Source organism: Sphingomonas sp. SORGH_AS_0789 (assembly GCF_031453055.1).
Classification (GTDB): Bacteria; Pseudomonadota; Alphaproteobacteria; order Sphingomonadales; family Sphingomonadaceae; genus Sphingomonas.
The window spans coordinates 1,497,501-1,519,803 of sequence record NZ_JAVIYV010000001.1 but is presented as its reverse complement, the minus strand read 5'-3'; the positions used below and the strand labels follow the sequence as shown (position 1 = coordinate 1,519,803).

Annotated in this window: 14 protein-coding genes, 1 tRNA gene, 2 rRNA genes and 1 pseudogene (1 of these 18 running past the window's edge); 6 read left to right on the top strand and 12 right to left on the bottom strand. The window is 67.4% G+C overall.

Annotated features, from left to right (window positions below; genetic code table 11):
• The first annotated feature begins 30 nt into the window (after positions 1–30).
• Positions 31–1,850: pseudogene (locus QE360_RS07100) on the top strand (alpha-L-fucosidase).
• A gap of 134 nt (positions 1,851–1,984) precedes the next feature.
• Here QE360_RS07100 and QE360_RS07095 read toward each other — a convergent pair.
• The 3 genes from QE360_RS07095 to QE360_RS07085 all read right to left on the bottom strand — a co-directional run bounded on the left by QE360_RS07095 (position 1,985) and on the right by QE360_RS07085 (position 5,810).
• Positions 1,985–2,146 carry a hypothetical protein gene (locus QE360_RS07095; protein ID WP_307101372.1) on the bottom strand — a complete coding sequence of 54 codons (162 nt, stop codon included), beginning with the start codon at positions 2,144–2,146 and terminating at the stop codon, positions 1,985–1,987.
• A gap of 90 nt (positions 2,147–2,236) precedes the next feature.
• Complete coding sequence (locus QE360_RS07090; RefSeq protein ID WP_309700357.1) at positions 2,237–3,514, bottom strand: MFS transporter; 1,278 nt, start codon at positions 3,512–3,514, stop codon at positions 2,237–2,239.
• Positions 3,515–3,518: 4 nt separating this feature from the next.
• Entirely contained in the window at positions 3,519–5,810 is a 2,292-nt protein-coding gene (locus tag QE360_RS07085; protein ID WP_309700355.1) for a beta-glucosidase, read from the bottom strand.
• Positions 5,811–6,084: 274 nt separating this feature from the next.
• Between QE360_RS07085 and QE360_RS07080 the strand changes: the two genes are divergently transcribed.
• The 3 genes from QE360_RS07080 to QE360_RS07070 all read left to right on the top strand — a co-directional run bounded on the left by QE360_RS07080 (position 6,085) and on the right by QE360_RS07070 (position 12,358).
• On the top strand, positions 6,085–8,370 hold the full coding sequence (locus QE360_RS07080; RefSeq protein WP_309700353.1) for a TonB-dependent receptor domain-containing protein: 2,286 nt from the start codon (positions 6,085–6,087) through the stop codon (positions 8,368–8,370).
• A 178-nt stretch (positions 8,371–8,548) separates the two neighbouring features.
• Positions 8,549–10,927: a TonB-dependent receptor plug domain-containing protein gene (locus QE360_RS07075; RefSeq protein WP_405052673.1), complete on the top strand. Its 2,379-nt coding sequence runs from the start codon at positions 8,549–8,551 to the stop codon at positions 10,925–10,927.
• Between the two features lie 120 nt (positions 10,928–11,047).
• Positions 11,048–12,358, top strand: coding sequence for a chloride channel protein (locus QE360_RS07070; protein ID WP_309700351.1), 1,311 nt, complete (start codon positions 11,048–11,050; stop codon positions 12,356–12,358).
• A gap of 277 nt (positions 12,359–12,635) precedes the next feature.
• Here QE360_RS07070 and QE360_RS07065 read toward each other — a convergent pair whose 3' ends face one another.
• The 3 genes from QE360_RS07065 to QE360_RS07055 all read right to left on the bottom strand — a co-directional run bounded on the left by QE360_RS07065 (position 12,636) and on the right by QE360_RS07055 (position 18,309).
• Positions 12,636–14,381 carry a methyl-accepting chemotaxis protein gene (locus tag QE360_RS07065; protein WP_309700349.1) on the bottom strand — a complete coding sequence of 582 codons (1,746 nt, stop codon included), beginning with the start codon at positions 14,379–14,381 and terminating at the stop codon, positions 12,636–12,638.
• Positions 14,382–14,643: 262 nt separating this feature from the next.
• Positions 14,644–15,660, bottom strand: coding sequence for a DUF2332 family protein (locus tag QE360_RS07060; protein ID WP_309700347.1), 1,017 nt, complete (start codon positions 15,658–15,660; stop codon positions 14,644–14,646).
• Between the two features lie 156 nt (positions 15,661–15,816).
• Positions 15,817–18,309: a TonB-dependent receptor domain-containing protein gene (locus QE360_RS07055; RefSeq protein WP_309700345.1), complete on the bottom strand. Its 2,493-nt coding sequence runs from the start codon at positions 18,307–18,309 to the stop codon at positions 15,817–15,819.
• A 166-nt stretch (positions 18,310–18,475) separates the two neighbouring features.
• On the opposite strand from QE360_RS07055, the gene QE360_RS07050 reads away from it, so the two are divergent.
• Positions 18,476–19,054: a class I SAM-dependent methyltransferase gene (locus QE360_RS07050; RefSeq protein WP_309700343.1), complete on the top strand. Its 579-nt coding sequence runs from the start codon at positions 18,476–18,478 to the stop codon at positions 19,052–19,054.
• Positions 19,055–19,064: 10 nt separating this feature from the next.
• Here the strand turns inward: QE360_RS07050 and QE360_RS07045 are convergent, their stop codons facing one another.
• The 3 genes from QE360_RS07045 to QE360_RS07035 all read right to left on the bottom strand — a co-directional run bounded on the left by QE360_RS07045 (position 19,065) and on the right by QE360_RS07035 (position 20,857).
• Positions 19,065–19,742 (bottom strand): hypothetical protein, encoded by a 678-nt coding sequence (locus QE360_RS07045; RefSeq protein ID WP_309700341.1) that lies wholly within the window; start codon positions 19,740–19,742, stop codon positions 19,065–19,067.
• A 100-nt stretch (positions 19,743–19,842) separates the two neighbouring features.
• Positions 19,843–20,154, bottom strand: a complete 312-nt coding sequence (locus QE360_RS07040; RefSeq protein ID WP_309700339.1) for a hypothetical protein — start codon at positions 20,152–20,154, stop codon at positions 19,843–19,845.
• A gap of 163 nt (positions 20,155–20,317) precedes the next feature.
• On the bottom strand, positions 20,318–20,857 hold the full coding sequence (locus tag QE360_RS07035; protein WP_309700337.1) for a hypothetical protein: 540 nt from the start codon (positions 20,855–20,857) through the stop codon (positions 20,318–20,320).
• Here QE360_RS07035 and QE360_RS07030 point away from each other — a divergent pair.
• Positions 20,856–20,978 carry a hypothetical protein gene (locus tag QE360_RS07030; protein WP_309700335.1) on the top strand — a complete coding sequence of 41 codons (123 nt, stop codon included), beginning with the start codon at positions 20,856–20,858 and terminating at the stop codon, positions 20,976–20,978. The genes QE360_RS07035 and QE360_RS07030 overlap by 2 nt on opposite strands.
• 172 nt (positions 20,979–21,150) lie before the next feature.
• Here QE360_RS07030 and QE360_RS07025 read toward each other — a convergent pair.
• From QE360_RS07025 to QE360_RS07015, 3 genes are all read right to left on the bottom strand, one after another.
• Positions 21,151–21,227, bottom strand: a tRNA-Met gene (locus QE360_RS07025).
• A 116-nt stretch (positions 21,228–21,343) separates the two neighbouring features.
• A 5S ribosomal RNA gene (rrf, locus tag QE360_RS07020) occupies positions 21,344–21,458 on the bottom strand.
• Between the two features lie 128 nt (positions 21,459–21,586).
• Positions 21,587–22,303, bottom strand: a 23S ribosomal RNA gene (locus QE360_RS07015); it runs 2,105 nt beyond the window's last position.

Genomic DNA, 22,303 nt, shown 5'->3' with positions numbered 1-22,303 from the left:
GGGCAGCGGCAGGGACGGACCGCCCCGCTTATGCGCCCGATCGCATGCGATCATCCGACCGGGCGCGCGGCGCGTTTCGGTGGGGGAACCTCACGATACCGCACCGTGCCGGACCGCAACGCCCGCGCCTTGCGCCATGCAAGCCCATGGACGCGTGTGCTTTTGTCAGGCAAGTTCGCGGTTCCGCACCTATGCCTCAGCCTCCAAGGGGAAAAAACGATGCAGTTCGGCCGCCGATCGTTCCTGTCCGCCATGGGAGGCATCGGGGGATCCGCGCTGCTTCCCGGTCGCGCCGGGGCCGCGACGCCCCAGGCGTTTCGGCCCGACTGGTCCTCGCTGGTCGCAGGCTATCGGGCGCCCGACTGGTTTCGCGATGCCAAGTTCGGTTTCTGGGCGCATTGGTCGGCGCAGTGCGTGCCCGAGGCGGGCGACTGGTATGCGCGCGAAATGTATCTGCAGGGCACCCGCGCCTATCGGCATCACCTGGCGCATTACGGCCACCCGGCCGATATCGGCTTCATGCAGATGTATCCGCGCTGGACCGCCGCCAACTGGGAGCCGGCACGGCTGCTCGACCTCTATCAGCGGTCGGGCGCGCGCTATTTCATGGCGCTGGCCAATCACCACGACAATTTCGATTCCTATGCGTCAAGCCATCATCCCTGGAATGCGACGCGCTTCGGCCCCAAGCGCGACATCGTCGGCACCTGGGCGAAGCTGGCGCGCGAGCGGGGCCTGCGCTTCGGCGTGTCCAACCATTCGGGGCATGCCTGGCACTGGTATCAGCCCGCTTATGGCTATGATCCCGAAGGCCCGCGCGCCGGGCAGCGCTATGACGCGGCGCGGCTGACCCGGGCGGACGGGCGCGGGCAATGGTGGGACGGGCTGGACCCGCAACAGCTCTATACCGGCCCGACGATGAAGATGCCCGACGGCTTCCGCTCGATCGCCGAGGCCGATGCGTGGCACGAGAAAAACGACCGGGTCTGGGACGAAAAGCCGCCCGCCGCCAACCCGGCCTTTGTCCGCCAGTGGCGGCTGCGCTGTCGCGAGCTGGTCGACCTCTATCAGCCCGACCTCCTGTACTTCGACAATTTCACGCTGCCGCTGGGCCAGGCGGGGCTCGATATGGCCGCCTATATGTACAACAGCTCGATGCGGCGGAACGGCGGCCGCAACGAGGCGGTGGTGACCGCCAAGAACACGCCGCCGGAGCGGCTTGCGGGGATCGTCGACGATGTCGAGCGCGGCGCGCACCAGTCGATCCAGCCCTATCCCTTCCAGACCGAGACCTGCATCGGCACCACTGGCATTACGACCGCGATCTCTATGCGCGCGACGGGTACAAGACGCCGCGCAAGATCATCCACACGCTGTGCGACGTCATCGCCAAGAACGGCAACATGATGGTGTCGGTGCCGATGCGCGGCGACGGCACGATCGACGAGAAGGAAGAGGCGATCGTCGAGCGGATCGGCGCGTGGATGCGCCGCTATGGCGATGCGATCTACGCCACCCGCCCTTGGCGCCTGCTGGGCGAGGGCCCCACCGCGTCGAAGGGCGGCCAGTTCAACGAAGGCGGGCAGGACTCGCATTATACCCCGCGCGACGTGCGCTATGTGCGCAAGGGGGCGGCGGTCCATGGCTTCACGCTGGGCTGGCCCGAGGATGATGTCGCGCGCTTCCCCGCGCTCGCGCGGACCGGATCGGTGCAGCGGGTGACGATTCCCGGCGATCCGGCGCCGCTGCCCTTCCGCCGCACCGCCGAGGCGCTGGAGGTCGACCTGCCCCCCGCGCTGCGCAACGATATCGGCGTCGCATTGGTGGTGGAGGGGCCGGGGCTGGTGTAATTCCGCCGCAGCTCATCGATTCCTTGGCGCTTTTTAAACCGCCTGACGGTAAGGGGAGCGCGAGGTCGGGCTTCCGCACGGTCCTCGACGCCCCGTTCTGGCTTGTGTCACTACGGATAGGACGGGGCGTCTCCTCAGGTCAGCGAGGATTTCCGCTTCGGCGCATCCTCCCCCTCGGTGCTGGCCTGCCCCTTGTCGAGCGTATCGCTGGGACGGCGGGCATCGCCGTCGCGCTGATGCTCGGTCGACAGATTGGGGCGCGCGGTTTCGGTCGTCGGCTTGATGGCATCGTCCATGGTCGCTCTCCTTTCGGGGGCAATGCGCCGCCGGGGGCCGACGTTCCCCTGCGCGCATCCGCTCGCCCCGCCTGCGACGCGGTCCGGCGCCTATTCCCAGGTCCGCACCCCTAGGATCGCCAATCCCCCGAGGCCGGTCATCAGCGCCAGCACCACCATGACGGTGGTGAAATCCTGTGGCGTGGCGAACGTCCAGGTCAGCGAGGCGCCGATGATCGAGGGCACGGTGTTGGTCAGGTTGAACAGCCCCAGGTCGCGTCCCCGGTGGCGCGGATCGGGCAGCAATTGCAGGATCAGCCCGGCATGGAGCGCGACGAACACCGAGGAGCCGGTCGTATAGACGACGAAGGCGACCGCCGCGATCCGCCAGTCGGCGCCGATTCCCCCCATCCCGATCCAGGCCATGACGACCAGCCCCGCCGTCGCGACCAGCGCGGCCGCCAGCAGGATGCCCTTTCGCCGCCGGGTCCGGTCGGCCAGCGGCCCCAGGATCAGCGCGATCGGCAGGGGGGTAAGGAAGGCGATGGTGAAGAGCTGCCCGATCCAGCGCGGCAGCGCCGCCCACTGTGCGACCGGCAGGATCGCCTCGAAATAATAGAGGAGATAGACCTGGGTGACGATGGCGGCGACCTGGATCGACAGCCGCGACAGCCCCGCGACGACCAGATCGCGACGCGGCGGCAGCGGGCCCGATGCGCCCTTGGCCTCGACCGGGACCATGATCCGCGCGCGCGTCAGCATGAGCGGCAGGATGAGGATCAGGCTCATGCCCAGCAGCACCGCCATCCGGCCATGCTCGCCCAGCATCGTCGAACCGACCAGCAGCGTCGACAGGGCCGAGGCCGCCGGACTGCCCAGCGCGAGCAGCCCGCCCGCCGTGCCGCGCCGGTCGTCGGGTATTTCCTCGGCCATGATCGCCATCATCGGCGCGAGCAGCGCGTTGACCGCCAGCTGGAAGGCCAGGATCGCCGCGATCAGCGCCGCCTGGGTGGTGGCGAGCGCGAACCCGCCATAGCTGGCGGCGATCGCCACGATCCCCATGCCCATCCACATCCGCCTGCCATGACCGGCGCGCTGGGTCCGGTCGCTCAGCCAGCCGAACAGGATATTGGCCAGGCTCGCCGCCGCCGCGCCGCAGATCGCGATCAGCGACAACAGGCCGATCCGCCCCGCGCCGTCGATCGCCTCCACCTTGATCGGCAGCAGCAGGGTCAGCAGCGGCAGATAGGCGATCACCCCGCCCGCATTGGCCAGCGCGAAGAGGCCCAGTGGCAAGGGGCGGTGCGAGGATGGGCGGGCGGACGGGATGGCGCGCGCGGACATGGCCGTCGCACCCTGTCCCCGATCGCGCCGCCGGAGATCGGCCATCCGCTCAGGGCTTCATCGTCTGCGCCTCGACGGTCGTGCTGGTCACGATCGCGCGGTCGGCGGCATCATGCGACAGCGCCACCCGGTAGCGCCCGCCCCTGATCCGCCAGCCGGGCAGGCCGGTGTCGTAATCGGCGACGATGCGCGGCTCGGCGGTCAGGGTGATGCGCCGGGTCTCGCCGGGCTTCAGCGCGACCCGCTGGAACGCGGCCAGCCGCATCGCGTCCCCGCTGCCGTCGCGCGCGACATAGATTTGCGGCACGTCCGACCCGGCGCGCTGGCCGGTGTTCACCACGTCGAAGGTCACGCTGATCGTCCGCCCGCCGGTGACGACCGGGTTGCGATAGGCGAAGCTGGTATAGCTGAGCCCGTGGCCGAAGGGGAAAAGCGGCTTCAGCCCCTTTTTCTCGTACCAGCGATAGCCGACATCGGCGCCCTCGACATATTCGACCGGGAAGCTCTGGAGCGTGATCCCGCCCGCCGCCGCCGGATTGGCCGCCGCCGCCGCTTCGACCTCGCTCAGCTTGTCCAGCCCGACGGGGCGCGGGCGCGGCGGTTGCGAGGCGTCGGCGGGGAAGGTGATCGGCAGGCGACCCGAGGGGTCGACCCGCCCGGTCAGGATCGCGGCCAGCGCCTCGCCGCCCCGCTGGCCGGGATACCAGGCCTGGAGGATAGCGGGCACCTTGGCGATCCAGGGCATCAGCACCGGGCCGCCGGTTTCCATCACCGCCACCGTGCGCGGCTGGACGGCGGCGATCGCGGCGATCAGCGCGTCCTGCTGGTTGGGCAGGCGCAGGTCGGGCACGTCGTCGGCCTCGGTCGTCCACTGGGTGGCGAAGAAGATCGCCATGTCCGCATTCTTGGCCGCCGCCACCGTCGCGTTCAGGTTGCGCCCGTCCTGCCATTCGATCTGGACGCCGGGCAGCGCCTTGCGCAGCGCATGGAGCGGCGAGGAGGCGTGATAGGTGATCCGCGCGAACGAGGCCGAGCCGCCATAGGCGAGCGGAATCTCGACCGGCGCGCCGCCGACCGAGCGGACCTGCGACGAACCGCCGCCTGACAGCACGCCGACATCGGCATTGCCGCCGATCACCACGATCCGCTTCGCAGTGCGGGCGATGGGCAGGAGGTTGCCGTCATTCTTGAGGAGGACGATCCCCGCCTCCGCTGCGCGCTGCGCCACCTCGGCATGGGCGGCATAATCGGGTGTCACCGCCCGCGCGGGCACGGGGGCGTCATAGGCGCCGGTTTCGATCAGCCCGGTCAGATAGCGCGCGACCATGTCATCCAGCCGCGCCTCGCTGACCTGCCCCTTGGCCACCGCCTCGGCCAGCGGCGCACCGAAATAGACCGCCTTGTCGAGTTCCTCGCCCGATTCCTGGTCCAGCCCGGCATTGGCGGCCTTCGCGGTCGAATGCACCGCGCCCCAGTCGCTCATCACCCAGCCGGGATAGGCCCAGTCGCGCTTCAGCACATCGGTCAGCAGGTGCCGGTTCTCGCACGACCAGTCGCCATTGACCTTGTTATAGGCGCACATGACCGATCCGGGCTGGCCCTTCTCGATCGCGATCTGGAAGGCGAGCAGGTCGCTCATCCGCAACGCCGCCTCGCCGATCCGCGCGTCGAGCACGGCGCGGCCGGTCTCCTGCGCGTTCAGCGCATAATGCTTGATCGTCGAGACGATGCGGTTCGACTGGACCCCCGCGATATGCGCGCCGCCCAGCGTCCCCGCGAGCAGCGGGTCTTCGCCCAGATATTCGAAGTTGCGGCCGTTCCACGGATCGCGGGTCAGGTTGACGCCACCCGCCAGCAGCACGTTGAAGCGCTTGTCACGCGCCTCCGCGCCGATCATCGCGCCGCCCGCGCGGGCGATGGCGGGGTCGAAGCTGGCGGCGGTGGCAAGGCCGGAGGGGAGCGCGGTGGCGACATCGCCGACCCGCTGCTCGACCTGGTTGGCGACGCCCAGCGACGCGTCGCTTTCGCGCACCACCGGCACGCCCAGCCGGGGGATGCCGTCGATATGCCCGGCCGAGGGGATCAGTTCCTCGCGCGTCTTGCCCGTCGCCATGGTGGGGAACAGGCCATGGACCAGCAGGATCTTCTCCGCGCGGGTCATCTGCGCGACGATCCGGTCGGCACGGGCGCGGGCCGCGGCGGCGGAGGGCGCGGTCGCCTTCGCGACCGGCTGTGCGCGGTTTTGCGTCCGGGTCTGCGCCGCGCCCTGCGCGCTCATGCCCGTCGCGGCCAGCGTAATCATCGCCAGCCCGCTCGCCATCATGCCCTTCGTCACCGTCATCCTCCCAGTATCGCTTGCTTTGCACCTTCTCTGTTGCATCCATGCCATCCTGTCCAGCGGGCGTTCACAACCCTGCGGAATCAAGGACTAACCTCTCCCAACACCCATCCGCCCCTGCCCGAGCGAGCGTGCCCGGGAGCCCGACGGACAGGGCGGGGGGCTGTCCGATCGACCATCGCCACGGTCACCGCGCCGACCGCCGCTGTGATAATGCGATTGACTCGCATAATCACGATGATTAGCGCGCGAGCGTAACGAAATGGGGGATAAGACGATGATGGTTCGATCGGTGCTGGCCGTGCTTCTTGGCTCGGCCGCGACGCCGCTGTTCGCGCAGGTGGCACCGCCGCCGCAGCCCGATGCGGCGGTGCAGGACAGCAGCAACGACATCGTCGTGCTGGGGGAAAAGGCCGGCCGCACCCTGCAGGAAACCCCCGCCAGCGTCGCCGTCACCACCGCCGAGACGATCCGGAACCAGAATCTGCTCGACGTCTATGACGTGCTCCAGCGCACGCCCAACGTTTCGATCGGCGCCGACCGGACCAGCTTCACGATCCGCGGCATCGACGCTTTCAACGTCTCGGGCGCGGGCGACGGGGCGCTGGCCAGCGTCTATGTCGACGGCGCGGTGCTGCCCCGTGCGGCGCTGAACACCGGGCCGCTCGACCTTTACGACATTGCCCAGGTGGAGGTGTTTCGCGGGCCGCAATCGACCGTGCAGGGGCGCAACGCGCTGGCGGGTGCGGTGATCGTGCGCACCACCGACCCCGGTTACGAATGGAGCGGGCAGGCGCGCGTGATGCTGACCGGCCCCGATGGCCAGCGGCGTGCAGGCGCGGCGATCGGCGGCCCGCTGCTCGGCGACCAGATCGCCTTCCGGCTGGCGGGCGAGGTCGCCCGGACCGACGGGCTGGTCCATAACACCACGCTCCACCGCGACGCCGATGCCCGCCAGTCGGAGACGCTGCGCGGCAAGCTGCTGGTCACCCCCGACGCGCTCCCCGGACTGCGGGTGGTCGCGACCTATCTGCACGATCGCCATGTGCGCGGCGTCTATGCCTATGAGTTCGACGCCCCCTACAAGCCCACCGACCGCATCGTCACCGAGGACGTCGCCACCGATACCCGCGTGGTCAGCGACATCGCCACGCTGGAGGCGCATTATGCGCTGGGCGGCGGGTTCGACCTGACCTCGGTCACCAACTATTCCGACGTCCGCGCCCATTATGTCGCCGATCCCGATCGCAACGCGACCCCCGGCCAGCTCAGCCTGACCCGCGATCCCGCCAAGACGGTCCAGCAGGAACTGCGGCTGGGCATCGACCTGCCCTGGGTCCAGGGGCTGGTCGGCGCCTATTATCTGCGCGAGGACAATCGCAACTATCTGTTCGAGGCGACGCAGGATCTGAACCTGACCCGGCTGGGCGTCGACCGGCAGCTGCTGGCGCTCGGCCTGTCGCAGCCGGTCGTGAACACGGTGCTGGGCCTGTATGGCGGCGTCGTTCCGATCCGCAACCGCCTGACCCAGCCGCGACTGACCCGCAACCTGGCCGGGTTCACCGACCTGACCTTCCCGCTGACCGCGCGGCTGAAACTGCGCGCCGGGCTGCGCTACGACAATGAGCGGCAGCAGCGCGGCGCCACCCAGTCGGTCGTGCTCAACGGCACGCTGCCCGATCCAGCGCGGTTGCCCGTGCCCGCGCTGGCGCCGATCGTCACCCGGCTGAACGCCCTGCTGGTCGCCACCGCCGCCGGGGCGACCAGCGTCGAGCCGATCCGGACCATCACCTATGACGCCTGGCTGCCCAAGCTGGGACTGAGCTGGGACGTCGCGGCCAATATCGGGCTGAGCGCGACGGTGCAGCGCGGCTATCGCGCCGGCGGAGCGGGCATCAACCAGCAGCGCGGCCAGGCCTTCACCTACGCCCCCGAATATACCTGGAACTATGAAGTCGCGCTGCGATCCGACTGGTTCGACCGCAAGCTCAGCTTCAATGCCAATGCCTATTATATCGACTGGCGCGACCAGCAGGTGGCGGTGCGGCTGACCCCCGGCGCGGTGTTCGACACCCAGGTCGTCAATGCGGGCAAGTCGCGCCTCTATGGCTTCGAGGCGGAGCTGCGCGGGCGGCCGACCCGCACGCTCGACCTGTATGTCGGGGTCGGGCACAGCCGGTCGAAGTTCCTCGACTTCACCGTTCCGGTCGGCACGCTCGGACGATCGGCCAGCGGCAATGAATTCGCCAACGCGCCGCACTGGACCGCCTCCGCCGGGGGGACGTGGCACGACGACAGCGGGCTGTTCGCCAATGTGAATGCGACCTACCGCGATGCCTTCTACCAGGACACGGTGAACCAGAGCGTGCGCGACATCCGCCCGCTGACGCTGGTGAATGCCAAGCTGGGGTGGCGGAACCAGCATTTCGGCGCCTATCTGATCGCCAGCAATATCTTCGACCGACAGCAGCCGACGTCCTTCTACACCGATTTCGACGGCCGCGTGCGGGGCACCCTGTCCAATCCCCGCGTCCTGGGGTTGAGTTTCGAGGGGCGGTTCTGACGCCATTCCCTATCGGTCAACCGCCTCTTGTGCAGCGCACAGATTTTCTCCGCCGATCAATCGGACGCATGCGCGCATATAGCCTGCTTCAGGGACAGGGCTGCACAAGGGAGATCGACGCGTGCATCAGCTTCGCAAGGCCGCATTGGCGGGGACATTTCTGGCGAGCCTGACGGCAATGCCGGTCTGGGCGCAGCAGGCCACCCCCGGCCAGCCGTCCGAACCGGCGCAGAGCGCGCCCACCGGTGGCGACGCGGCGACGACCGCCAGCGAGGGCAATGACATCATCGTCACCGGCACGCGCGTCGAGGGGCGCACCCGGCTGGACAGCATTTCGCCGGTCGACGTGCTCAGCGCCTCGAGCCTTCAGCGGCAGGGGACGACCGAACTGGGCGCGGCGCTGTCGGCGGTCGCGCCCTCGATCGACTTTCCGCGTCCCTCCGCCAATGACGGCACCGACTCGATCCGCCCGGCGACGCTGCGCGGTCTGTCGCCCGACCAGACTTTGGTCCTGATCAACGGCATTCGCGGTCACACCTCGGCGCTGCTCAACACCAACGGCACGGTCGGGCGCGGATCGGCGGCGGTCGATCTCAACACCATCCCGACGGTCGCGCTCGACCGGATCGAGGTGCTGCGCGACGGCGCGTCGGCGCAATATGGCTCGGACGCGATCGCGGGCGTGGTCAACCTCCGGCTGCGCCAGGCCCGGTCGGGCGGCGGCGCACAGGTCAATTACGGCTTCTACGACACCCAGGTCGATACCGCGCGCGGCAGCCGCCACGTCACCGGCGAACATGCCGTCACCGCCTCGCTGTGGCAGGGGATCGGCTTTGGCGAGGACGGCTTCATCACCGTCTCGGGCGAGTATCTGAACCGCCAGCCGACCAACCGCGCCGATTTCGACCCGCGCGTCACCCCGACCCGGATCACCGGCCGCTATGGCGACCCGGCGGTCGAGCAATATACCGGCTTCATCAATGCGGGCACCTCGCTGACCGACACATGGAGCCTGTATGGCTGGGTCGGCTATCAGGACCGCGACTCGCGCAGCGCTGCCTTCCCCCGGCTGGCGAGCGCCGCGACGCGCACGGCGGGCTATCCCGACGGCTTCCTGCCGATCATCAACACCAAGTCGCAGGACCTGAATTCGGCGGCGGGCCTCAAGGGCCAGCTGGCCGGGTTCGATGTCGACCTGTCGTTCAGCTATGGCCGCAACAAGATCGCCTTCCGCACGCTCAATTCGGCCAATTACGCCTATGGCGCGGCGACCCCGCGCAATTTCGACGACGGCGCGCTGATCTACGACCAATATGTCGCCGGGCTGGACGTGACGCGCAAGTTCGACGTCTTCCAGTCGCTGAACCTGGCGTTCGGGCTGGAGGGCCGGCGCGAGGGTTACAAGATCGTCGCGGGCGAGCTGGCCTCCTATGGCTATCCGACCAGCGGCGCGGTGGCGGGCGCCTCGCCCGGCGCGCAGGGCTTTGGCGGCTTCTCGCCGCGCAACGAGACCAAGCGCAGCCGCCGCAACGTCAGCGCCTATGTCGATGTCGAGGCGCAGGTGACCGACAAGTTCCTGCTGGGCCTGGCGGGCCGGTTCGAGGATTATTCGGACTTCGGCAGCACGGCGAACGGCAAGATCTCGGCACGGTATGACGTGGCCGACTGGCTCGCCTTCCGCGCCACCGCCTCGACCGGATTCCGCGCGCCGTCGCTGCAACAGCAATATTTCACCCAGATCGCCTCGGTCGTGACCAATGGCGTACCGATCCTGACCGGCACCTTCCCCTCCGTCTCCTCGGTCGGCGCGGCGCTGGGCGGACTGTCGCTGGAGCCGGAAAAGTCGACCAACCTGTCGGCGGGCACGGTGATCCGGTTCGGCGGGTTCGACCTGACGGTCGACGCCTATCGCATCAAGCTGCGCAACCAGCTGGGCCTGTCGGAGAATATCCAGGCGACGTTCAGCCCGCAGGTCGCCGCGCTGCTCGCGCCGTTCAACGTTTCGGCGGCGCGCTTCTTCATCAACGGGCTGGCCTCGACCACACAGGGGATCGACGCGGTCGCGCATTATCGCTGGCGCACGACGCAGGCGGGGGTGTTCGACTTCACCGTCGCGGGCAACATCAACGATGTCGACGTGACCCGCGTGCCGACCTCGACCGCGGTGCTGAACCCCGCGCCGACGCTGTTCGCGCGCAGCCGCATCCTGACGCTGGAACAGGGCACCCCGCGCCAGAAGGTGACGGGCAGCATCGACTGGTCGCTCGACCGGCTGGGCGCGCTGGCGCGCGTCACCTATTATGGAAACGTGATCCAGCCGGGCACCACCGCCGCCGCCGACGTGCCGGTCGGACGCCGCGCGATCACTGATCTGGAGCTGCGCTACACCGCCGATCGCGGCGTGCAGCTGGGCCTGGGCGTCAGCAATCTGTTCGACGTCTATCCGGAGCGCCAGATCGCGGCCAACAACTCGACCGGTGTGCTGGGCTTCCCCTATTATTCGCCCTTCGGGTTCAACGGCCGTTACCTCTATGCCCGTGCGGGCGTGAACTGGTGAGCACGAGCGGGGCAGCGCATCCGCGCGGCCCCGCTGGCCGGATCGCGGAATTCGTCGCTTGCGACCATGATCGCGAGCACCCCCGCTAGCCTTATCCGGCGGGCGGGGTAAGACGGTGGCATGCCCCGATCGAACCCCCTCCGATGGACACCCGCGCGCTACCGCGCGCTGCTCCGCAGCCGTGGCCCGCAATCCGTGCGATTCCGGACGCGACTCGCCATTTTGCTGGGCGCGATCGCGATCGGGCTGGCGGCCACCGTCTTCGCGCTGGCCGCCGATGCGGCGGGGGAGATGTTCGGCCGATTCGCCGCGCGCTATCCCTATGCCCCGCTGGTCGCGACCCCGCTGATCTTTGCCGGACTGGTGTGGATCACCCGCCGCTACGTCCCGCTCGCGCGCGGGTCGGGCATTCCGCAGGTGATCGCCGCGCAGGGCGATCCGGAGGGGGCGACCCATTCGCTGGTGTCGATCCGCACCGTGACCGGCAAGGCGCTGCTGACGCTGGTCGCGGTGCTGGGCGGTGCGTCGGTCGGGCGTGAGGGGCCGACGGTGCAGATCGCCGCCGCCGTGATGGGGCTGAGCCACCGGCTGCTGCGCGTGCCCTTGCGCGGCGCGGTGCTGATCGCGGGCGGCGCGGCGGGCGTGGCGGCGGCGTTCAATACGCCGCTGGCCGGACTGCTCTTCGCGATCGAGGAACTCGCCTCCGCCTATGAGCAGCGCGTGACCCTGCTGGTCATCGCCGCCATCGTGATCGCGGGCATGGTCGCGCAGTCGGTGCAGGGGGATTATGTCTATTTCGGGCTGATCGGCGCGCATATGAGCCTGGCCTCGGCATTGTTCGTGGTGCCGGTCGCCGGGATCGTCGGCGGGCTGGCGGGCGGCGCCTTTTCCCGGTTGATGCTGACGCTGGCCACGGGATCGAATCGGATCACCCGCCAGGCCAAGGCGCAGCCGATCCTGTTCGCCGCGCTGTGCGGGCTGGTCGTGGGGGCGCTGGGCTGTGCGACGGGGCTGACCTGGGGCACCGGTTACGGCGCGGCACGGGCGATGATCGCGGGGCATGACGCGCCGCTCTGGTTCGGCCCGGCCAAGTTCGTCGCGACGCTGGCCACGGCGGTCGCCGGGCTGCCCGGCGGCATCTTCGCCCCATCGCTCGCGGTCGGGGCGGGGATCGGCAACATCCTGCGGTCGGTCTTCACCGATTCGCCGTCATCGGCGATCGTGATCCTGGGCATGGTCGGCTATTTCGCGGGCGTGGTCCGCGCGCCGCTGACCGCCGTCATCATCCTGGCCGAAACCACGAACAGCCGCGGCCTGATGCTGCCGATGTTCGCCACCGCCTATATCGCCGACGGGGTCAGCGCGCTGGTGTGCCGCGAGAAGCTGTATCACGGCCTGTCGCGGACCTTCGCTATGCGTCGCGAGGCCTGATCCCCTCAGGGTGGATCGACGTTCAGTATTGCGTCTTCTTCCCCTGTCCCCTGGACAGGGGAGAGGGTTAGCGGAGCTTGGGTGAGGGGTTGAGCGAGCCGAAAGGCTCGCGCGCTGCGCGCATGCACCCCTCACCCAGCTTCGACTAAGCCTTTGCTGTCGCAAAGGCCAAGTCTGCGCAACCCTCTCCCCTCTGCGAGGGGCGAGGGAAGGGGAAAGGGATCGCTGAATGGCGATCGGCCCTAGGTCACTCCAACCCTCTCAAGGGACGGGCTCGCTACGAGGCCAGCCGCATCGGCGGCACGCGATCGGCATGGCCGGTCGCGGCCGAGGCGACCGGATCGACGTTGAAGCGCATCACCGAGGAGACGAGCGCGCCGCACTCCTTGGCCAGCATCGTCGCCGCCGCCGTCGATTCCTCGACCATCGCGGCATTCTGCTGAGTCACCGAGTCGATCTCGCCGATCGCGATGTTCACTTGGCTCAGGCTGTGCGCCTGCTGTTCGGAGGAGCGCGCGATGACGTCGACCACGGTGCTGACGTCCGACACCTTACCGATGATCCGTTGCAGCGCGTTGCCGGTCTCGTCGACCAGCACGACGCCCGACTTCACATGCTCGATCGCCGACAGGATGCGCGACTTCACGTCCGACGCCGCATCCGCCGAGCGCTGCGCCAGCGCCCGGACTTCGGAGGCGACGACGGCAAAGCCCTTGCCCGCGTCCCCGGCCCGCGCGGCCTCGACCCCGGCGTTCAGCGCCAGGAGATTGGTCTGGAAGGCGATGCCGTCGATCACCGTGATGATGTCGACGATCTCGCGGCTGGCCTGGTCGATGCCGTTCATCGCGGTGATCGACTTGGCGACGATCTGGCCGCCCTTCTCCGCCTCGTCACGCGCCTCGGTCACGGCGCGGTTGGCCTGGCTGGCGTTGAGCGCGCCGTCGCGCACCCCTTGCGTGATCTCGCCCACCGCCGCGGCGGTTTCGCGCAGGCTGGCTGCCTGCTGCTCGCTGCGGGCCGACAGATTGTCCGTCGCCTGCCGGATCTCCTCGATATTGGAGCGGATCGCGCCCGCGCTGCCGCGCACATGGCTGGTCAGCCCGGCGAGATTCTGGACCGCGCGGTTGAAGTCGGCGGCCAGCTGATGGAAGGCGGGCGGCAGGTCGGTCAGACGGACGGTCAGGTCCGCCTCCGAGAGCGACGACAGGCCCGAGCCGATCGCCTGCAACGCCTGTTCGCGCTCGCGGTCGTCGCTGACCTTGGCCTTGGCGGCGTCGCGGAAGACGACCACGGCGCGCGCCATGTCGCCCAGTTCGTCGCCGCGCGCATGGCCGGGCACGTCGACATCGTTATGCCCGCGCGCCAGATCCGCCATCCGCCGGGTCAGCGCAGTGATCGGCCGCGCGATGCTGCGGCTCAGCATCATCTGAAGCGTGACGGCGATGCCGATCAGCATGATGCCGCCCAGCACCAGCGCGACGGTCGCGGTCGTGATCGCGCCTTCCTGCGACGCGGCGTTTTCCTTGATCGCCGCCGTCTCCTGGTCGCGGACCGCGCGCAGCGGCAGGACGATGTCGCTGGTCAGCACCGCCTTGCCCGCATCGCGCACCGCCTGCTGCGCCTCGTCGCGCCGCCCCGCCTTGACCCATTCGGTCAGCCGGTCGCTCCACTGCCGCCGCCACCGGGTCGCCTCGGCGCGCGACTTGGCGACATGGGCCAGCTCGGTCGAGTCGGTCAGCATCGCGGTCAGCTCGCGGCTGGTCGTGTCATATTCCTTGCGCGCTTCCTCATAGGATTTGAGGTAGCTCTTGTCCGCCGTGACAAGGAAACCGCGCAGCTGGCTGTTCTCGCGCAGGATCGACGTCTCCAGCGTCAGCGCCTTGGCATAGACCTCCTGTGCATGGTTGTTGCGTGCCGTCGCGCTCCGGATTTCCCAGATGTTGACGAAGAACACGATCGTCATCACCGCCGCGGACAGGCTGATCACCAGGAACGACACGCCCAGCTTCTTGGGAATGTTCATGTTCGTGAGCATTATGCGACTCTCTCGACAGGGGCGGAGGGCGACATGCGGATCACCATGCCGGGCAGGCCAGAGCCGACGCCGTCTGCCGATGAAGCGGACGGCCACGCGCGACGAGGCTTAGTGATGCCAGCGTCGCCATCATGGAATGAATGCGCATGATCCCCGTCGTTCTTGGAAATTTTCGTTGGAACGACGCCTAGGGGGGATGGCGTTAATTATGAGTGAAACCAGTCCAGTTACGGACCGATCACACCGGGATTCACCCCTCCAGCCAGGTGATCGACGCGCCGTAGGGGTGGCAATGGGCCAGAATATGGTCGCGACCGTCGGGCCAGGAGCGCAAACGCAGTTCGACTCGCTCGCGCCGGGTATCCCATTCGAAGCCGATACAGGCCAATGGCCGCGAGTCGCTCGCCGCCTGCCCCGCGCGCGCCAGCGCCGCCTCGATCGCGGCCCGGTCGCCCGCATCGACATATTGCAGCACCATCGAATGCAGGACGACCCGGTGACGCCGCTCCGCCTGCGGCTCCCGCAACTGAATCGCGAGCCATTCGGCGGCATTCCCCGCCGCGATGCGGGGGGGATATTGCCGCGCCAGCGCCAGCGCATGGCCGAGTCGCTCGCCGCGTTCGGGCTGGTCGGCAAAGACGAAGGAGGCCAGCCGCTCGCAGGCCGCCGGATCGTTCACGTCGAGCGGATGGAGATCGACCCCATGCGCCTCCCGCACGACCACGGCCGCCTGGGGCGGCGGCGCGCCCTGCCAGACCGGCGCGATCCGCACCGGCGACGTCGCCATGCCCGCGCGTACGCCGCCCAGGTCATAAGCATAGCGCGCCAGATTGAGGTTCAGCCCGGCGCTCGCCCCGATCTCCAGCAATTCGAAGTCCAGGCCATGGTCGCGCGCCAGGACCATCAGCGCGGCATGAAGCGCCGCCGCTCGCCCGACCTCATTGGTCTGCGGCACCTGTCGCAGCCAGTCGACGAAGAAGCCGTCATGCGCCGCCAGCGCCAGTGCGACCGCCTCGTCGAAACGGCGATGCTCCCCGGCATAGAGCGCGCTGAGCAGCGGCACCCTGCCCTGCCGGGCGAGCGCGTGAAAGGCGGCGTTGATCCGCATCGCGATCGCCGAGGATGCCGCATTGGCACCCCAGGACCGGATCAGCATCGCGGTCTGCGGCGCATTCTCCAGCTGCCGGTCCACCGCCGCCAGCAGATCGGCGACGAAGGGCGTGCCGATGGCGCGCATCACGAGCGATTGACGGTAAAGCTCGCTCACGGGACCATCCGGCTCCAGGCACATATTGGGCGAACGCTCCGTCTGCATCGCCCGCCTATGCGACCGCGACCGTTAACATATCAATGGTGTTTCGCCGGCGAACCGACGGGTCATAGCGGGGGGCGGCGGCGCATGGCCGCACGCCCCCTCGCCGGTTCAGAAGCCGACCCGCACCGACAGCGAGGTCGTCCGGGCGTTGATGGCACGCGCGCGCACGATGCCGTTGGCCGGGATCACGCCGTCCTCCGCCTCGGTAAAGCCCATCGTGTTGAACAGGTTGTTGCTGTTCAGCGAGACCAGGATGCGGTCGGTGGCGCGGAACTGAACGAAGGCGTTGACCACCGTATAGCCGGGCAGCTTCAGCTGGTTGCTGTCCTGCGCATAGCTGCTGGTCGTGCCGATCACGTTCGCGCCGATCGTGACGCGGTCCAGATCGACCTGCGGCGTCGCCTGGAAGATCAGCCGGGCCTGGCGGCGCGGGGTGTTGCCGACCACGCCGGGGTTCAGCGCATCGCTGACGATCTTGGCATCGGTCCAGGTCGCCCCGCCGGTCATGTTGAACGGGCCGACGCTATACGCCCCGTCCAGCTCCAGGCCATAGGCGCGATATTCGCGGTCGATGAAGACCTGACGCGTCGCCTCGTAATTCTGCTCCTCGGTGCGCGCCCAGAAGCCGGTCAGGTTCACATACATGCCGTTCTTGCGATATTTCAGGCCCAGCTCGGCCTGGCGCACATAGTCGACCGCCGCGTCCTTGTTGATCAGATGGCCATCGGACGTGCTGACCGCCGGGCCGAACAACAGCCGGTCGGCATTGGCACGCGCCCCCCGGCTATAGCGGACGAACATCGCGAACGGCTCCGACACGCGGAAGTTGATCCCCGACGAATAGGACAGATAGTGCCAGCTGTAATCGACCGGCGCCGGGCTGGTCAGCGGGATCACCGCCACGCGCCGCTCGGCCGCCGAGATCACGCCGTCGCCATTCATGTCGCGCGCCGTGGTGCCGACGCGACCGCCGCCCAGATCCGACCCGAAGATCGACCCTTGCGCATTGCCGAAGCCATAGCGGACGCTGGCGCCCAGCGCGAAACGCCCGATCTTGTAGTTCAGCGATCCGAACGGCGCATTGACGTTATAGTCGACGCGGTAGCTGCGGCGACAGCAATTGCCGAAATAGGCCGCGCCAAAGCCGTAATAGCCGTTCTGCGTCTGCGGCACGCCCGCCGCATTGACCACATCGACCAGCGCCGCGCGCCCATCGCCGCGCACGTCCATCAGCGTCGAGGTCCACAGCCAGTCGGTGTCGATCGTCTGGCGCGACTTGTAGAAGCCGGCGGTGGTCGTCAACTCACCCTTGCCGATGGTGTGGACGCGGCTGGCGCGCAGGTCGTTGGTGACATTGTCCAGGCTGTTCAGCTTGGTGTCGAACACCACCACGCGCGCGAGCAGGCCGTTGCCGTTCAGCCCCGACAGGTTGGTGATCGCCTGCCCGCTATTCGGCCCGCTGGCATAGCGCAGCGTTGCCCCCGCGCCGCCCAGCGCCGTCGCGGTTGCCGCCGCGCTATCGACCGCCGAGGGAAAGTTCGAGATGAACCGGCCCGAGACATTGGCATAGCGAAACCGGTCGGTCACGGTCCAACCCGACACGTCGAAGCGCGTCTCGACCCCGAAGGCGTTGACCACCGGATGCTGGCCGTCGCGCTTGTCGTCGACCACCGAGTTGTTCTGCCCGTCCAGCGTCACGTTGCTGGTGTCGTAGCGCGACAGCAGCGCGTCGCGGGCGATGTCGAATCCCGGCACATTCTCGTATCGCGGATTGGCGTTGGTGCCGGTCACGCGCACCGGATTGGGCAGATAGGCCGCCGACCGGTCGTTCAGGAACTTGCCGTAGAAGCGGATATAGCCGCCGCTGAACTCCTTGGTGACGTTCAGCTTGATCTGGCCGCCCTTGGTGCCGTCATAGCCGACCCGGCGCGGCCCTTCGCCCTGATGATAGAAGCCGCCGATATGGAAGCGCAGCGTGTCGGAGAGCTTGGCCCCGTAATCGAAGTCGAGCCGATATTCGCCATAGTCGAGACCCGCCGTCGCCATGATCGCGCCGCCCGGCACCTCGCCGGTCTTGGAGATCATGTTGATGACCCCGCCCGGCGAGTTGGACGAGAAGGTCGAGGCCGAACCGCCGCGAATGGCATCGACCGACGACACGTTCATATCGGCGCGCAGGAAGATGTCGGCATTGCCGAAGGTGATGTCGCCGAACTCCAGCACCGGCAGGCCGTCCTCCTGCAATTGCAGGAACTTGGCGCCGCCCGACGCGATCGGCAGGCCGCGGATCGAGATATTGGCATTGCCGTCGCCGCCCGAGCTTTCCGATCGGATGCCGGGGATGTTGCGGAAAATCTCGGCGGTCGAACGCGGCGCCGCCTTCAGGATCTCGGCCGCGCCGAGCGAGCTGGTCGAGATGGCGCTGTCCAGACGATCGCGCCCACGCGCCACGGCGGTGACGACCACATCCTTGTTGAGCGTATCGGCCCGCGCGGCCTTGTCGTCCGCAGGCTTGTCGGTCGGCGCCGCCTGCCCCTGAGCCTGAGCCGGTACCAGCAACGCGAACGGAATGGCCGAAATGAGCAGCCGTTGAAGACGCATAATATCCCTCTCCCCTGTTGATTGGGGAGTTCGTTACCGGACAAGCCTTTGCAAACGATTAAATATGTCGCGCCGGATATATCGGTCGTTGCCTGATCCTGTATGCGGGATCGGCCGGTGGGATGCCGTGCCATGGACCGGTTCGAGCGGGCGGGAGGGCGAAAGCATGACGGACAGTTCCGCCGGTTGGGAGGCCGTCGCCGATCGCTTCGTCGCGTTGCGCTCCGGCATCGGAACATCGCCGGTCAGCGGCTGGGCGGAGCGGCATATCGCGCCGGGCGCCACGATTCTCGACATCGGGTGCGGCCACGGCATGCCGATCGCCCAGGCCCTGGTCGACAAGGGGTATCGCGTGGCGGGCGTCGACGCCTCTCCCAGGCTCGCAGCCGCCTTCGCCCGGCGCTTTCCAGACATGGTCATCGCGTGCGAACCGGCGCAGACCAGTCATTTTTTCAACCGCCGTCATCCCGGGATCATCGCCATCGGCTTTCTCTTCCTGCTGGACGCAGCGGAGCAACCGAACATGCTGCGCCGGATGGCACGGGCACTGGAACCGGGCGGCAGGCTATTGGTCAGCGTCCCGCGCGAGGCGTGCGTGTGGCGCGATACGCTGACCGGGCTGGAGTCCGCCTCACTGGGTGCCGCGACCTATGAGGCGGTTCTGGATGAATCCGGCGTACAGCCCGTGGGATGGCTTGGGGACGAAGGGGGCAATGCCTATCTCGACGCAGCCGGGCCGGTCTGATCCATCCTATTTAGGAAGCGGTGACGGCCTGTACGCGCAGACGCGGGAAAACCTGCTCCAGCGGCTTGGTGTCGGGCAGGATATAGACATAGCCGCCCTTCTTCTGGAATTGCGGGCGCAACTGGCGGGCGTAAAAGGTCTTGGGTACGTTGATGCAGCCAAAGGTGATGCGATTATCCTCCGGTGTCGGCGACAGCATCCGCTCGCGCCGCTTTTCCCTGGCGCCCGCATCCGACGGGATCGGATGGAGCGCGACCGAGGTCGCATAATCGACCCACAGGACGCGCTGGCCCGCCACCGGCAGTCCGAACTTGGCGAGGAATCGCCCGGCGGGGGTCGTCTTCTCGGCAGGGCCCAGATCGGCGAGCTTCTTGCCGCCGACGCCGGGGCTGGCCTCGTCCCCGGTCGCGATGCCGACCAGCACCGGCACCGAGGCGAGCAGCTTGCCCTTCGCATCGAACAGGAACATCGCCGCCTGCGCCTTGTCGACCACCGCCCAGGGCAGCCCGCGATTGTCGCCCGATGCGGCGACCCAGGCCATGACCCGCGTCGCGCCGTCGGACGGCAGGATGACCGGATCGGCGGCAGCGGCCTTGGCAGGCTTGGCAGGCTTTGGCGGATGCGCGGCGCCCGCCGCGACGGGGGTGATCATCATCAGCGCGGCCAGGGCGCGCAGGATCGGCTTCATCGGTGCGGCATACTCGAAAAAGATCGGCCTCCCCATAAGGAAGGCCGATCGAGGAAAGGGGACAGGGTGGATCGGGGACTCGACACCGCCCCCAGGGTCATCAATGGCGCGGTCGGCGTGCGGGCTTCTGCTCCTGCACGGTCAACCGCTGTTCGACGCCATCGACGCGGCCATTCAGCTGATCCAGCCGCTGACCGTTATTCTGGGCCTGCCCGGCGGCGGCCTGGGCCTCCGCAAGCGCCGACTTGGCGGTGCCGTCGGTTTCCTGCAGCTTGGCCTCCAGCGTATCGACGCGCTGGCTCACCGGCGCGATCTGTTCGCGAACGAAGGACTTTGTCGCACAGCCGCCAAGGCTGACCGCACCGGCCAGCACCACAACGGCCATTAGGGATTTCGACGCGAAAGCAGACATTACATTTCTTCCAGTCATTAACCAACTGGAACAATCAAGCCGTGTCGCGTTCGACTTGCAATCCGTCATCTGTTCGACTGTGCCTGTTCTTCGCCCAGCCGATTATTGCCCACCGCATATCGCGAACTTGGGGCGTTCCGTCGCACGTCCAGTGCGAGAGGGCTCACTTCTTGCGCTTCGCCTTGGCCGACGGAGCGAAGGGATCGACAGGAATATCATCGGCTCGAACATCGGGCCTGTCCGTTCCCTTGGCCTGCGCGCGCTGCTCCGCGACGCAGCGGCGCAGCGCGGTGACGGCGGCGCCGCTGCCAGCCAGGTCCAGCCGCTCGACCGGCACCTGGCCACGCGTGATCTCCAGCAGCCGGGACGTCGCGAAATAGGTCGGGAATTGCGGCTCGAAGCTGGTGACGAACCCCTGCTTGCCGTCCGACGCGATCCCGACGGCGAAATGCTTGGGATAGCTGCCGCCCGACAGACGGAAATCGAGCTTCAACTCAACCTTGGGCTTGATCGACCAATGCGCGTTCAACACCGACAGGCGGTTCGCCCCGTCCGGGTCAAGCCCGAGCAACAGGGTCGTCCCACCGGTGCGGTCATAGCTGCGCGTGATGAAACACCCCTCGCCATCCTTCCCGACCGCGACGGTCCATCCGGCGACATCCCGTGTCGACGGCTCGCGGGCATTTGCGGGGAGAGCAACCATGTTGACCGTCACAAGGACCGCCATCGTCCAGATGGACGGAGACACCGGGCCACGGGAGAAAAAGGGTGCAACCATAGCCGTCGTCATTACCAACCGGGGCTATCTGCTGCAAACCAAGTGATCGGCTCACGCAACGCTGTTGCGGCTGGTATTCTCTGCACTCGCCGTGACGATCTATCCCGATGAACCGGGGGGTCCCGCAGCGGAGGTAGCGGCCAGCGTAGCGTCGCTGATGGCGTATGCCCTAAACGACAACGCCGCCCGTGAGGGCGGCGTATCGAGTTCTATAGCGGTGGTTGCGGGGGCAGGATTTGAACCTGCGGCCTTCAGGTTATGAGCCTGACGAGCTACCGGGCTGCTCCACCCCGCGATTGAGCTGAGCCGCACGGCGGCACGCTTCATGCGTGGTGTCGTGGGGCTGAGCGCCCCGGGCTGAGTGCCCGAGGAAACAAGTGAATGGGTTTTTGTGTATACGCGGACTATAATGCCTGGCGACGCCCTACTCTTCCACTGCTTGAGCAGTAGTACCATTGGCGCAGTCGGGTTTCACGGCCGAGTTCGGGATGGGATCGGGTGGGACACCGACGCTATGGCCACCAGGCAATAGAGTCCGCGAATACTGACCCCGCTTTGTGGGCGGGGTGATGGGTATAAAATCGATGCACCTGGCTTGATAATGACCGCACCCTTTTGCCGTCAGCCCAGGGCTGATGGTGGGGGTGTGGAGCTCTCAAGCGCGAATAGGACAATTAGTATCGGTTAGCTCCATGCGTTACCGCACTTCCACATCCGATCTATCGAGGTCGTGGTCTTCGACCGTCCTGAGAAATCTTATCTTGAGGGAGGCTTCCCGCTTAGATGCTTTCAGCGGTTATCCCGTCCGTACATAGCTACCCTGCTGCGCCGTTGGCACGACGACAGGTACACCAGAGGTACGTTCAACCCGGTCCTCTCGTACTAGGGTCAACTCCTCTCAAATTTCGACGCCCACGGCAGATAGGGACCAAACTGTCTCGCGACGTTCTGAACCCAGCTCACGTACCACTTTAATTGGCGAACAGCCAAACCCTTGGGACCTGCTCCAGCCCCAGGATGTGATGAGCCGACATCGAGGTGCCAAACAACCCCGTCGATATGAGCTCTTGGGGGTTATCAGCCTGTTATCCCCGGCGTACCTTTTATCCGTTGAGCGATGGCCCTTCCACGAGGGACCACCGGATCACTATGACCGACTTTCGTCTCTGCTCGACTTGTCAGTCTCGCAGTCAGGCTGGCTTATGCCATTGCACTCTAACAGCCGGTTTCCAACCGGCCTGAGCCAACCTTCGCGCGCCTCCGTTACTCTTTAGGAGGCGACCGCCCCAGTCAAACTACCCGCCACAGAGGGTCCCTGTACCGGTTTCACGGTACGAGGTTAGACATTAAACAACAACAGGGTGGTATTTC